10 protein-coding genes and 2 riboswitches are annotated in these 14630 nt (G+C 28.5%); of the genes, 6 read left to right on the top strand and 4 right to left on the bottom strand.

Going from position 1 to position 14630, the window contains the following annotated elements; translation table 11 throughout:
* Positions 1–51: 51 nt before the first annotated feature.
* A complete protein-coding gene (locus tag HMPREF0202_RS07645; protein ID WP_023050305.1) occupies positions 52–462 on the bottom strand; it encodes a hypothetical protein in 411 nt (136 codons plus the stop codon).
* A 294-nt stretch (positions 463–756) separates the two neighbouring features.
* A riboswitch (purine riboswitch) is annotated at positions 757–854 on the top strand.
* On the opposite strand from HMPREF0202_RS07645, the gene HMPREF0202_RS07650 reads away from it, so the two are divergent.
* The gene (locus HMPREF0202_RS07650; RefSeq protein WP_023050306.1) at positions 847–2175 is read left to right on the top strand and encodes an NCS2 family permease; all 1329 of its coding nucleotides are present in this window, start codon (positions 847–849) and stop codon (positions 2173–2175) included. (Overlaps the previous riboswitch by 8 nt.)
* A gap of 78 nt (positions 2176–2253) precedes the next feature.
* Here HMPREF0202_RS07650 and HMPREF0202_RS07655 read toward each other — a convergent pair whose 3' ends face one another.
* The 3 genes from HMPREF0202_RS07655 to HMPREF0202_RS07665 form a co-directional block, all read right to left on the bottom strand.
* A complete protein-coding gene (locus HMPREF0202_RS07655) occupies positions 2254–3807 on the bottom strand; it encodes a glycine betaine ABC transporter substrate-binding protein (RefSeq protein WP_023050307.1) in 1554 nt (517 codons plus the stop codon).
* Positions 3804–4976, bottom strand: coding sequence for a betaine/proline/choline family ABC transporter ATP-binding protein (locus HMPREF0202_RS07660; RefSeq protein ID WP_023050308.1), 1173 nt, complete (start codon positions 4974–4976; stop codon positions 3804–3806). Before HMPREF0202_RS07660 ends, HMPREF0202_RS07655 begins: the two co-directional genes overlap by 4 nt.
* Before the next feature lie 100 nt (positions 4977–5076).
* The gene (locus tag HMPREF0202_RS07665) at positions 5077–6279 is read right to left on the bottom strand and encodes a cation:proton antiporter (protein ID WP_023050309.1); all 1203 of its coding nucleotides are present in this window, start codon (positions 6277–6279) and stop codon (positions 5077–5079) included.
* Between the two features lie 39 nt (positions 6280–6318).
* Positions 6319–6377, bottom strand: a riboswitch (Fluoride riboswitch).
* A gap of 176 nt (positions 6378–6553) precedes the next feature.
* Here HMPREF0202_RS07665 and nagE point away from each other — a divergent pair.
* The 5 genes from nagE (at position 6554) to HMPREF0202_RS07690 (ending at position 14579) form a co-directional block, all read left to right on the top strand.
* Positions 6554–8011: an N-acetylglucosamine-specific PTS transporter subunit IIBC gene (gene nagE / locus HMPREF0202_RS07670; RefSeq protein ID WP_023050310.1), complete on the top strand. Its 1458-nt coding sequence runs from the start codon at positions 6554–6556 to the stop codon at positions 8009–8011.
* Between the two features lie 117 nt (positions 8012–8128).
* On the top strand, positions 8129–9304 hold the full coding sequence (locus tag HMPREF0202_RS07675) for a metallophosphoesterase family protein (RefSeq protein WP_023050311.1): 1176 nt from the start codon (positions 8129–8131) through the stop codon (positions 9302–9304).
* Positions 9291–12299, top strand: coding sequence for an SbcC/MukB-like Walker B domain-containing protein (locus HMPREF0202_RS07680; protein ID WP_023050312.1), 3009 nt, complete (start codon positions 9291–9293; stop codon positions 12297–12299). The genes HMPREF0202_RS07675 and HMPREF0202_RS07680 overlap by 14 nt, the downstream gene beginning before the upstream one ends.
* 19 nt (positions 12300–12318) lie before the next feature.
* The gene (gene murI / locus HMPREF0202_RS07685; RefSeq protein WP_023050313.1) at positions 12319–13092 is read left to right on the top strand and encodes a glutamate racemase; all 774 of its coding nucleotides are present in this window, start codon (positions 12319–12321) and stop codon (positions 13090–13092) included.
* An 11-nt stretch (positions 13093–13103) separates the two neighbouring features.
* A complete protein-coding gene (locus HMPREF0202_RS07690) occupies positions 13104–14579 on the top strand; it encodes an ABC transporter substrate-binding protein (RefSeq protein ID WP_051364143.1) in 1476 nt (491 codons plus the stop codon).
* The last annotated feature ends 51 nt before the right edge of the window (positions 14580–14630 follow it).

A 14630-nucleotide genomic window follows, 5' to 3' on the forward strand; every position in this document is an offset into this window, starting at 1 on the left:
CAATTCCAAAGTAAAAAAATATTGGAGTTGCTCTTTTTATTATAAACTTATTTATTTTTTTTTCATAAATTTTTGAAAATAATTATTTTGAGAATCTTTATTAACCTGGTTTTCTTTTATTTTTCCAGATTTTTTTGAATCGGACTTATTTCCTAAAGATCCTACTTTGAAATACTTAGGAAATTTTTCATAAATATTTTTTTGTACTTTTGAATAATCACTTCCATCGCCAATAACAAATTCTTCATATACCTCATCTTCATCATCAACGTAAATAGTAATCTCTAGTAAATCGTTTTTCTTTGTTTTTATAAGATTAAAATCTTTTATATTTTCAATTAAAAACTCATCAGCTTCATCGTCAACTTTATTTAGTACAACTAACTCTCCATCTAATTTTTTTGCTAATTTAATATATCCTTCTAAAATTTCAATTAACATATCTCTTGTAACATTATACATAGCTAAAAACCTCCTTATTATATGTTTTATACTGTATTATTATCTCATATTTTATAAAAACTTACAATATTTTCAATATTATTAAAAATAACAATTATTTTCAATTAATAAAACTTCAGATAAGAGGCATTATATGTAGTTTTATAATGCGATTTAATTTATTGTAATTATTATTTTTACTTATCATTAATTTTATTAAAAATAAGCGAATAAAACAACTCACTATTATTTATATTTTTATATTTTAAATACTCAAAAACAAAAAAGTTGACAAATTTTGTGAAATATAGTACAATAGTCTGTATTTTTATCACTGATATAATCCTGTAATAAGGTCAGGAGTTTCTACAAGCCACCGTAAATGGCTTATTATTAGGAGGAGTAATGGAAAACATTAAACAAAAGAATAATGGTGTGCTAAGGGCTATTGATTCTTACTTTCAACTTAGCCATTATAACACTACAATTTCAACAGAAATAACTGCTGGAATTACAACTTTTATGACGATGGCATACATCTTAATAGTTCAGCCTTTATTTATGAGTGCTGCTGGAATGGATGTTAAAGCTGTTACTATTGTAACTGCTCTGCTATCAGCTGCTTTTTCTATCGTTATGGGTCTTTATACAAATAGACCATTTGCTATGGCACCAGCTATGGGAGGAAATGCATTTTTCGCCTATACTCTAGTCGCTGGAGGAATGGTTAATTGGCAAACAGCTATGGGAATGGTATTTTTATCTGGAATAGGTTTTTTAGTTCTTACAGTTTTCGGATTAAGAGGACTTATTGTAGAAGCAATTCCTAAAAACTTAAAGTTTGCTATAGGAGTAGCTGTTGGATTTTTTATAGCTATGGTAGGATTTAAAAATGGTCAAATAATGACAATTTCTAATGGAACTATATCTATGGGAAGTATCTATAATCCAAATACTATATTATCTTTAATCGGACTTTTTATTACAATTGCACTTGTTTTAAATAAAGTTAGAGGTGGAGTTTTAATTGGTATAGTGATTACTACACTACTTGGAATTCCAATGGGGATAACTCAAATACCTGAGAGCTTTTTCTCTATGCCACCATCAATATCTAGTATAGCTTTTAAACTTGATATAATGGGAGCATTAAAATTTGCATTTTTACCTTTAATATTCACATTTTTCGTAGGAGATTTCTTCTGTACTCTAGGGACTTTATTAGGAGTTTCAGCACAAGCTGGACTTTTAGATGAAAATGGTAATTTACCAGAAGTAGATAAGCCTTTCCTAGTTGATTCTATAGCAACTATTGTTGGAGCATTATTTGGTTCTACAACAATAACAACATTTTTAGAGTCAGCAGCTGGAGTTGAAGAGGGAGGAAGAACAGGTCTAACTGCAATATCTACAGGAATTTGCTTTATATTTACAATTTTCTTAACACCAATTGTTTATATAATTCCATCTGCTGCAACAGCACCAGCATTAATTTTTATAGGTATCCTTATGATGACAAGTATGAAGTTTATCGATATGGACGATATGACTGAATTTGTTCCAGCTGTTATTACAGTTATGTTTACTGTATTTACAGATAACATGGCATCTGGAATGAGCATGGGTATTATATCTCATGTAATTATAAAGGTATTAACTGGAAGATATAAAGAATTAAACATACCTGTGTTAATTTTAACACTACCACTATTAGGATATTTTATATTCTTATAACAAAATTAATCAAATATCAGATTGAATAAAATTACAAAAGCTGAAGAATTAAAACTCTTCAGCTTTCTTTTATTTTTATTATTTTATAATACCTTTATTTTGGAGAAATTTGTTAATAATATTTTCAATAGGTTCATTTCCTTCAATTGCTAAAAGATTCAACTCTTGCATCTCATCTTCATTTAAAGCTTCTACAAGAGAGTCTAACGCTTCAATAACATCTCCTTTTGTATTTTCAAACCCCTTTCTCATTGTAACTACAACTTCGTAAGGTGGAAAAAACTTTAAATCATCCTCTAAAAGAAGTAACTTATGTTTAGCTATCAATCCATCTGTAGAATAAACTAAAGCAACCTCAATCTTATCTGAAACTAAAGAGTTAATAACCAATCCCTGATCCATAGACAAAATACTTTTAAATCTTATATTGTAAGCTTTTTGTATTCCTAAAAGTCCATCTTCTCTCTCCATAAACTCATGAGGACCACTTAAAACCATATTATTTGCATATCTTTTTAAATCACTAATAGTTTTTATTCCATACTTTTGAGCTACTTCTGGTTTCATAGCAAAAGCATATGTATTTTCAAATCCCATAGGTTCTCTAATATCTAAATTGTGATCTGCTAAATATTCAGATTTTATAATATCAAATACAGTTTTAGCATCTGCCTTCTCTTTCTTTCCTAAATAAGCTGCGTATGCTACACCTGTATATTCAGGGTACACATCAATATCTCCACTTTTAATAGCCTCAAATATAACTGTTCCTGTTCCAAGCTCTACTGTTTTTACTTTATAATTAGTTTTAGCTTCTATTACTTGAGACATCATAACACCTAAAATTCTTTGCTCATTATAATTTTTATGTCCCACAACAATTGTTGGAATACCTCTATTTTTATTATTTTCATATATTCTAAATCCAATTCCTAGTATTAAAATAGCTAGAACTATTTTTAAAATTTTTACATTTTTCTTTTTTTCTTTCGGATTTGTTAGCATTCCACTAGGAGTCAATACTTTTTCCAAAACTCCTAAAAAATAATTTGCTACAAAAGCTAAAATAGCAGTTGGAATAGCTCCTGTTAAAACCAAATTATTATTACTTGTAGATATTCCTCTAAATATAAGTTCTCCTAATCCGCCAGCTCCAATTAGTGCTGCAATTGTAGCTGTGCCTATTGTAGCAACAGTTGAAATTCTAATTCCACCCATTATAACTGCTACAGCAATTGGTAATTTAACCTTAGTCAAAACTTGGAAATTAGTCATCCCCATACCAATAGCAGATTGAATTGTAGATTTATCTACACCTTTTATTCCAATATACGTATTTGTTATAATTGGTAATAGCGAGTATAAAAAAAGTACAAATACTGCTGGCTTTATTCCGATTCCCATAATAGGAATTATCAGACCAAATAATGCTAAACTAGGTATTGTTTGAAATATTCCAGCTATAGTTAAAACTACTTTAGAAAGTCGTTCACTTCTAATTATAAAAATCCCTATTGGAACCCCAATTATAATTGCTATAGCTACAGCAAGACCTGTTATCTCTATATGCTGCATAAGTGCAACATGAACCTCAGGTAGTTTTTCTATAAAATATTTTATAAATGAGTTCATACAGCATCACCCATTCCTATAGATTCCTCTTCAACTTCAGGAGATGGAGCTATTTTACTAATAGCATTAACCAGTCCTAAATTTGTTATAACTCCCGTTAATCTATTTCTATCATCAACAACAGGTATAACTTTTGCATTTATACTAGACATCTTATTTAAAACATCCAGTAAATTACTATCTTTATCTATAGTAGTAAACTCTTTATCCATAATATCTCTTACTCTTAAAATATTATTTTCCATAGCATAAATCAAATTTTTTCTAAATATTATCCCAATAGGTTCACTATATCTTCCACCCTCAGTTTCAGTAACAATAAGAAAATCTGTATCGTGAGTTTTTAAAAGATTAAAAGCTCTAGAGATATTACTTCTTTTTTCAATTGTCCAATAGTGTTTAGACATTATATCTGAAACAAGTAACTTTTTAGGAGTTTTCCAAATTCTATCTTTTCCAATAAACTGCTCTATATACTCAGAAGCTGGCCTTTTTAAAATTTCATCTGGAGTATCAAATTGCAAAATCTCTCCATCTTTTAGAAACGCTATTCTCTCTCCTAATTTTATAGCTTCATCCATATCATGAGTAACAAATATAATAGTTTTTCCTAACTCTTTTTGTAGTTTTAAAACTTCATCTTGAATACTTTCTCTAGTTATAGGATCTAATGCGGAAAATGGTTCATCCATCAAAATTATATCAGGATTTGTAGCCAAAGCTCTAGCTATTCCAACTCTTTGCTTTTGACCTCCCGATACTTCATGAGGATATTTTTCATAGTATATTTCAGGATCAAGATTTAAAAGATTTAATAATTCATAAGCTCTATTTTTTCTTCTTTCTTTTTCCCATTTTAAAAGTTTAGGAACGAGCTCTATATTCTCACCAATAGTCATATGAGGCATAAGTCCCTCTTTTTGTATAACATACCCAATTCTTCTTCTAAGAATTATTGGATCCACTGTACTTATATCTTCTCCATCTATAAGTACAACACCACTAGATGGATCAATAAGTCTATTTATTAATTTCATTGTTGTTGTTTTCCCACAACCAGATTCTCCAATTAAAACGACAAACTCTCCAGTTTTTATTTTAAAATCTATATTTTTTAAAATAAGTGTTCTTTTATCATAAGATTTTGTAACTTTTTTAAACTCAATCATACTCAATCACCTCAAAATATAAATTTTTGTAAAACAAAACCTAATACAGTGTTTGTACTTAAAAATCTTATTTTTCCTTTTTATTTTTTTGTTTTTTTATTTAAGAATTTTCTAACAGTTTTTTATATGTAGAGTTTATACCTATAGCACCTAAAGGAGCTGTTATTAAAACGCTTAAAATGGCTATAGCTTGCATTACTTCTCCACCAACAACTCCCATTTGAAGTGGAATACCAGCTTTTGCTGATTGAACAGTAGCTTTAGGTAAATATGCAATAACACAAAACAATCTCTCTCTGTATGTTAAATTTGTACCAATTAAAGCAATTAAAACTCCAATTGATCTTATAGATAAAGAATAAGTTAAAATTGTTAATCCAATAAAAAAGTAACCACCTACTAATCCTGGATTTATAGCCATTCCTACAAAAGTAAATAGATATATTTTTCCATATTTCCATATCTCATTCATTCCTTTATGAATCTCTTTATACTTTTCTACTTGATAATAACGAATAAAAAATCCCAGAGACATTATTGTTAATAGTGAATTATATAAAGTAAAATGAAACGTATTTTCTATAAATCTAAGGACTAAGCAAATTGTAAAAACTACAGCTATTTTTATCTTGTTATTATTTATTTTTAAATAACTATATTTCCCAATCAATCCCACTAACCACCCAATTATTAAACTGACTACAATAGATACTGGTATAAGAAATATTTGAGTTTTAAAATCAAAAGTTCCACCATCGAGTTTTTGAAAATATATTGCTAAAAAAGATGTAAATAGAGTAATAGCTATTGTATCATCTGCAGATGCTCCCACTAATAATAACTGTGGAATAGATTTTTTTTGACCAATATTTTTATCTATTAAACTTACCATAGATGGAATCAAAACTGCTGGGCTAACAGCAGCTATAATAAACCCTAAAATAGCTCCTTGAATAAAAGTAAAACCTAAAAAAATAGTTGATAAATATGCTATTGCAAAACCTTCTAAAGTTGCAGGAATAATACTTAACAATATAGCTGGTCGGCCTATTTTTTTTATTTGATCTGCACCTATACCAAGTCCCCCAATAAATAAAACGATTATTAAAGCTATATCTTTTAAAATTGGTGCTAATTCAAGAGCTAACTCTGGTGTTTTATTTAAACCATATGGTCCAATTAAAACTCCTGCAATCATCATTCCAATTAAAGACGGGAACTTAATCTTTTCAAAAATCTTCCCTACATAATTTGAATAAAATGCTAAAAAAATAAAAAAAAGTAAAACAATAAAGTAATTCATCTCTCTCCTCCTTGAAATAAAAAAGACTCCTACCCTTAAAAAAGAGTAGGAGTCATTAGCTTTCGCGTTTAATGGCGAACTCCATCGCCTATTTATTAAATTAATCTTTTATTATTATATCATATTTTCAAATAAAGTAAAGAAATAATTTTACTGTATACAATATAACTAATATGTTCTATTAAAATATGAATTGTACTTGACACAATAATTCTTTTATTATAAAATATGTTAGAAATAAAATTTCAAAAACAAATATATTTAGGAGGGAAAAATGTTTAGTTATTTACAAAAAATAGGTAAAGCACTAATGGTTCCTGTTGCAGTTTTACCAGCTGCTGCAATTTTATTAGGATTAGGTTACTTTATTGACCCAACTGGTTGGGGAGGAAATAGTGCGTTAGCTGCATTTTTAATTAAATCGGGGGCTGCGATAATAGATCAAATGCCTATATTATTTGCTGTTGGTGTTGCCTTTGGAATGTCTAAAGACAAAAATGGTTCTGCTGCTTTAACAGGTTTAGTAGGTTTCTTAGTACTTACTACATTATTATCACCTGGTGCTGTTGGACAAATTATGAAAATAGACAATGTACCTGTTGGATTTAGTAAAATAAATAACCAATTTATAGGTATCTTAGTTGGAGTTATCTCTTCAGCTTTATATAACAGATTTAGCGATGTTGAGTTACCTAAGGCTTTATCATTCTTTAGTGGAAAGAGATTAGTTCCAATCATTACATCATTTGTTATGATTATAGTTGCTTTCCTTTTAATGTATGTATGGCCAACAATTTATGATGGGCTAGTTAACTTTGGAGAGGGAATCAGTGGAATGGGAGCTGTTGGAGCTGGAATCTACGGATTCTTAAACAGACTTTTAATTCCTGTTGGATTACACCATGCTTTAAACTCAGTATTCTGGTTTGACGTTGCTGGAATCAATGATATCCCTAAATTCTTAGGTGGAGCTCAATCAATTGCAAATGGAACTGGAATCCCTGGAGTTACTGGAATGTATCAAGCTGGATTCTTCCCAATTATGATGTTTGGTCTTTTAGGAGCAGCAGTTGCTTTCGTAAAAACAGCTAAACCAGAGAATAAAGATAAAATTAAATCTATCATGATTGCTGCTGGATTTGCAACTTTCTTAACAGGAGTTACTGAGCCACTAGAGTTTGCATTCATGTTCGTTGCACCTGGATTATATTTAGTTCATGCTATATTAACTGGAATCTCTTTATTTATAGCTGCTACTATGCACTGGATTGCTGGATTTGGATTCTCTGCTGGATTAATAGATATGCTTTTATCATCTAGAAACCCACTAGCTACAGGATGGTATATGTTAGTTATACAAGGTATTGTATTCTTCTTCTTATACTACTTTATCTTCTACTTTATCATTACAAGATTTAATCTTAAAACTCCTGGAAGAGAGGATGCTGATCCTTCTGAAGAGGAAAATGCTCCATCAAAAGCTTCTACAAATGATGAGTTAGCTGAAAGAATGTTACCACTTTTAGGTGGAACTGATAACTTAGTGACTATAGATAACTGTATCACTAGATTAAGACTTGATGTTAAAGATAGTTCATTAGTAAATGAAGTAGAAATTAAGAAATTAGGAGTAGCTGGAGTATTAAAACCAAGTAAAACTTCTGTTCAAATTATAGTTGGAACTCAAGTTGAGTTTGTAGCTAATGCTTTAAAAAGAATGACAGGAAAATAGTTTTAAAATGAAAAGGTTGTCTTATAGACAGCCTTTTTTATTTTACCTTAAAATTTGAATTTTGCTAAATTCAGTGATACACTGTATTAAAGAAGAAATAATTTAGGAGGGGCTTTTATGAGAGTACTTCACACTTCTGATTGGCATTTAGGCAAAAAGCTTGAAGGACAATCAAGAATATTAGAACAAAAACTATTTATTAATGCTCTAGAGACAGTTATAAAAGAGGAAAACATTGATTTAATTCTTTTAGCGGGAGACATATACGACACTTATAATCCATCAGCTGAAGCTGAGAAGCTATTTTTTGACAGTATAAAACAGTTATCTTTAAATGGTGAAGTAGGAATTATTATAATTCCTGGAAATCATGATAATCCTCAAAGATTAACTGCTGTATCTCACTTAGCTAAAGACTATGGAGTTATAATCTATGATAGTGCATTTCAAGAAATTAATATCGGAAAATACGGCACTCTAAATATTTACAACTCTGTTCCAGGTGGAATTTTCATAGAAAAAAACAATAAAAAAATATATATATACAATCTTCCATTTCCAAGTGAAGCTACTTTAAATGAAACTTTTGATGATGTCAAGTTCAATACTAGAATCAAAGAGATTTTAGAAGAGGGTGTTCGTTACAATAACGAAAATATACCTAGTGTAGTAATGACTCATATCTATGTGGCTGGATCTATGGGAGAGGGTGAAGTTGCTTTAGAACTTGGAGGCTCACGTGCAATTTCTACTAGTGATTTACCTGATGTCGATTATATAGCTTTAGGACATGTTCATAAACCAATGTGCTTTGCAAACAAAAAAGCTTACTATTGTGGTTCTCCTATCGAGTATAGGGTAACTGAAAATAAATTTGATAAAAAGGTTTTTGTAGTTGATATATTAAAAGATTCAACTACTGTAAAGGAAATACCTTTAGAAAATTATAAGCCTATTAGAGAATATGATGTAATTGGAGCAGATGAGGCTATCAATAAATCACTAGAACTTATCGATAAAAACGAATGGATCTATTTAAATGTAGAGTTAGAAGAACCTCTTACAAATTCTGTTATTAGAAAAATTAAATCTAATAAAAATATTTTAGAAATAGTTCCAATCGTAAAAACAAAATCAAAAGAAATTGAAGTTACAAATTGTAACGAACAAACTCTTGAAGAGGCTTTTATTGAGTTTTATAAAGAAGAAACAATGGGATTACCTCCAAATGACAACATAACGAAACTTTTCTTAGAAATTTTAGAGGAGGGAGAAAGTAATGAGACCAATTAGATTAGAAATAACTGGATTGCAAAGCTTTTCTAAAAAGCAGGTAGTTGACTTTGATGCCCTTACAACTCTTGGACTTTTTGGTATTTTTGGTGAAACTGGAAGTGGAAAATCTACAATATTAGATGCCATGATTTTTGCAATATTTGATGAAATACCAAGAACTATGGGTAGTAAAGGAAAAAATATAAGACCATGTTTAAACCAAGATAGTAATACTTTAGAGGTTTATTTTAAATTTGCACTTGGAAAAGATATCTTTGAAATAACTAGATGTTATAAGAAAAAGTTTTCTAGAAAGGGTGAAGAGAAGTTTGAACAAAGTAATCCCATTTTAATTTTAAATGGAGATGTTATAGCTGATACAGTTAAAAATGTAGAAAGTAAAATAAATGAATTCTTTGGTATAAATGTAAATGATTTTACGAGATCAGTTGTTTTACCTCAGGGTAAGTTCAGTGAGTTTTTAAAATTAAAAGGTGCTGACAAAATGACTATGTTAGAAAATATCTTCGATTTAGAAAGATATGGAACTAAAATGTCTGAAAAAATAAAAATTAGAAATAATAAATTGAAAGAGGAGATCACCTCTTTAGAAAACCAAATTAAAGGAAAAGGTGATTGTTCCTTAGAAACAATAAATAATCTTAAAACCACTTTAACAACTAAAGAGGAAGAATATAATAATCTTTTGTCGAGTAAAAAAGAACTATCTCAGGAATATAATGAATTAAAAGAACTAAAAGTTTTATTTGAAAAACTAGAGTCATATATATATGAACTTCAAAGATTAGATTTAGACAAAGAGGATATTAATCTATGTAAAAATATCTTAAGTAAGCACGAAGTTGCACAATCTTTCAAAAGTATTATTGATGAAATAACAAATCTTAAAGAAAGTATTTTAAATAATCAGACTAGTCTTTTAAAATCAAAAAATACTTTAGAGAATCTAAACTCCGCTCTTGAAATTCTTAAAGAACAAGAAAAAGAAAAACAACTTGAATTAGACAAATTAATGTTAGAACTAGATAATTTAAAAGTGGATTATACTGAACTTGATAACTTACGTAAAGGAGATCAATATATTAGATCATTAAAGTTTAAAGAAAAGCTTTTAGAAGAAACTTTAAAGGATTCTGACTCAATATCTTCTGATTTAAAATCTTTATATGAAAAATTAAAAATTGATAGTGTATCACTGGAAAGTGAAAATAATAATCTTCAAAATCTTGAGAAAATAGATAAAGATAAGCTAATCTCTCTTGAAAATGAAATAAAAAAATTAAACACTGATATTAAATTATTAGAGGAAAAATTAAAAGAAAAAAATAAATTAGAGGCTGAGATTAAAAAAGAAAAGGCTTTAAAAGATTCAATAGTAATAGAGTTAGATAGTTATTTGAAAAAAATAGAAAATATTAACAAACAGCATCTTGAAAGTAAAGCTTTCGAAATATCTAAAAATCTTATCCATGGAGAATCTTGTCCTGTTTGTGGATCAAAGGATCATCCAAATCCAGCTAAAGAGATTCAAAGTATAGACACATCTATTTTAGATGAATTATCTAAAACAAAGGAGCAGTTAGAACGAACTATAGTAGAAATAGATACAAAACTTAATTATCATCTTGAAAAATTAAGTGAATTAAATGAATTAGATAATATAGATAATCTAAAAAATGAGCTTCAAATTAAAGAAAATATGATAGGTGATTTAAAAGTTAAAGAAAAAGAGCTTTTAGAAAATGAAAAAGAGTTAAATAATAAAATTTCTACTTTAAAATCAAATATAAAAAATTATTCATCTAATATAGCTCAAAAAGAAAGTGAGTTAAATAAGATTAAAGAAAAATTAACTATATATGAAAAGGAAATTTTAGAGGAGAGAGAGAATATATCTTTACTTAAACTTGAAAGTGATTCTTTAGATTTTATTAGTAGTAGAAAAACCCTACTAGAAAATATGGATAGAGAGTATCGTGAGGTTTCTAATAAGAAGGAAAGTTTAGATATATCTCTTCGAAAAGTAAGAGATAATATCTTCAAGGATTTTAATACTATTCAAACTCTTTCTCTTGAAGTAATTAGTTTAGAAGAAAAGAATAATCATTTAAAAGATACTTATAATGATAAAAAAGAGTGGCTGAAAATAGAAGCTACTAAAAATGGATTTTTGTCTATTGAAGACATATTAAAACATATCTTAGAGGATAGTAAAATAAACATATTAAAGGATAAAATATCATTATATGAAATAGATAGTATAAGATATCAAAGTTTAAAAGACGAGATAATAAAATCTATTGATAATAGAGTTTTTAATAAAGAAAGATGGAATGAGTTAGAAGAAAAACTTGAAGCTTTAACAACTCAAGAGCAAAATCTTTTTAAAGAGATTACAGAGCACAAAGGCGATTTAAATAGACTTGAACAACTAGCTCAAGAGTCTAAAGAGCTTTTAGAAAAAATAGATAAACTTACTTTAAAACAAGATGATATCATTATTCTTCAGAAAAAATTTGAAGGAAGAAAATTTGTAAAATTTTTAGCTAGAAAAAAATTAGATTATATTGCTTACGAAGCATCTAAAAGATTACAAAAAATTACAAGAGGTCGATATATTTTAACAGTTGACAATAACTGTGATTTTAATATTATAGATGCTTTTAATAGTAATTTTACTAGAGAGTGTTCAACACTTTCAGGGGGAGAAACTTTTATTGTATCTCTTGTATTAGCACTAGCTTTATCTAGCCAACTACAGTTAAAAGGAAAAATACAACTTGAATTTTTCTTTTTAGATGAAGGATTTGGAACTTTAGATGCCACTCTTCTTGATAGGGTTATTGAAATTCTAGAGGAGATTAGATGGAAAGATGCAATGAAAATAGGAATTATAAGTCACGTTGAGGACTTAAAAATTAGAATTCCAAGAAGATTAGAAGTTACTCCAGCAATTCCTGGAGAATCAGGTAGTATAATAAAATTAATATAAAAATGAATGCGAGGTTTTAATGAGAACAATTGGAGTATTTGATTCTGGAGTAGGGGGAGTTTCAGTATTAAAAGAGGTTATAAAAGAGTTTCCCTATGATAATATCATCTATTTTGGAGATAGTTTACATGCTCCTTATGGGGATAGAGAGATTGAAGAGATTCGTGCGCTCTGTCTAAAGGTCTCAGACTTCTTAGTTTATGAAAAAAAAGTTGATGCCATCGTTATAGCTTGTAATACAGCTACTGGAGCTGCTATGCATATAATGAAGGGAAGATATCATATCCCTGTTGTGGGAGTGGTTAATAATGGTGTTAAAGAGGGAATAAGAGTAACAAAAAATAAAAATATAGGAGTTATTGCTACTCCTGCCACAATTAAAATGGATATCTATTTAAAAGAGTTTAATAGAATTGACAAAAATTTAAATATCTATCAAGTCAAATGTCCACTTTTTGTTGGAATGATTGAAAAAGGATGGATTGATAATGATGAGAGTAATCAATTAATAAAAGGTTATTTAAGTAATCTCCCTGAAAATGTTGATACTCTTATTTTAGGATGTACTCATTATCCATTAATTGAAAAATATATAAAGAGGCATTTTATTGGAAATATTGTAGATCCAGCTAAAGAAACTGCAAAATCTTTGAAACTAATTATAGGTGAAGGAGCATCTTCTAAAAAAATATCTATAAAGTTTTTTGTTAGTGGTGATTCTCAAAAATTCAAAGAAGTTGCTCAGGAGTTTTTAGGAACAGCTATTGATGAAGTCGAAAAAATTATCTTATAGGGGAGGAGTTTATGAAAAGGATTTGTTTGTTTTTATTTCTTATTTTTACAATGAGTGTTGCTATTTTTTCAGCAACAATTAATATAGTACAAGAGGGAGACCCTCGAACATTTGATCCACACTTTGGAAACGATGGATTTTCTTTAAGAATAAATCGTTTGTTATATTCAAGACTTTTAGAAAAAAATTCAAATATGGAAACTGTTTTAGGAGTAGCTAAAAGCTATAAGTTTATAGATAATAAAACTATTAACTTTACTTTAAAAGACAATGTTTTTTTTCAAAATGGAGAAAACTTAACTTCTGAAGATGTTAAGTTTTCCTTTGAAAGAATGAAAAAATCTCCTAGAATTGCAGGTATATTACCTCCTATTAAAGAGATTATTATAAAGGATAAGTATAACTTTCAAATGATTTTAGAGAAACCATTTTCATCTATTATAGATCAACTTACACATCCTGCGCTAAGCATTGTAAGTAAAAATTATCTAACAAAAAATCCAGATATTTTAGTTGAACAACCTATGGGAAGCGGTAAATATATTTTAGAAAGTTGGTCTCCAGGGGAGGGTTTGGTACTTGAACGATTTGAAAACTATTTTGATACTAAGCCAACTTATGAAAAAATAAATATAAAAACAATACCTTTAGCAACAAATAGAACTATAGCTCTTGAAACAGGAGAAGCTGATATAGCCTTTTCACTACCACCTCAAGATGAAAAAACTATTAATAGTAATGAAAATTTAAAATTTATATCTAAACCATCATATTCATATACATATATGGGTTTAAATTTAAAAAAAGATATTTTTAAAGACTCTAATATAAGAAAAGGAATAAATTTAGCTATTGACAAAGAAGCTATTTTAGAAGTAGTTTTAAATGGAGAGGGAAAAATTGCTAACTCTCCAGTTGCTAAAGGAGTAAAAGGTCATAATCCAAATTTAAAAAATTTAGGATATGATAAAAATGAAGCTTCAAAACTTCTAACACCTTTAAAAGATAAAATTCTTACTTTAGCTACAATGAGTAATAATATAGATATTCAAACTGCTGAAATTATCGCCGGATATTTAAATGATATTGGAGTGAGTGTTCAAATTACTGTTTTAGAGCCTAGTATTTATTGGTTTAAAACTAATAGTGGAGAGTTTGATATGTTTATAGGATCTTGGGGAAGCGTTACAGGAGATTCTGACTACGCTCTTTATCCAACTCACCACTCAAGCGCTTTTGGTGCACCAGGAAATCGTACATTTTTTAGTGATGAAAAAGTAGATAAACTTTTAGAAGAGGCTAGAAGCACTTTAGATAAAAATAAAAGAGAAATAATCTATCAACAGATTCAAGAGATTATTGTAAATAATAATAGCGAAGTAATGCTATTTTATAGAGATTTAAATGGTGCACTTAATAAAAAAGTACAAGGATTTGAAATGTATCCAATCCCAATACATGATTATTCTTTAGGAACTATTTATTAGAATGATGATTCAAATTAAAGGAAAGCATTTGACTTTATGGTATCTATGAGG

Source organism: Cetobacterium somerae ATCC BAA-474 (assembly GCF_000479045.1).
GTDB lineage: Bacteria > Fusobacteriota > Fusobacteriia > Fusobacteriales > Fusobacteriaceae > Cetobacterium_A > Cetobacterium_A somerae.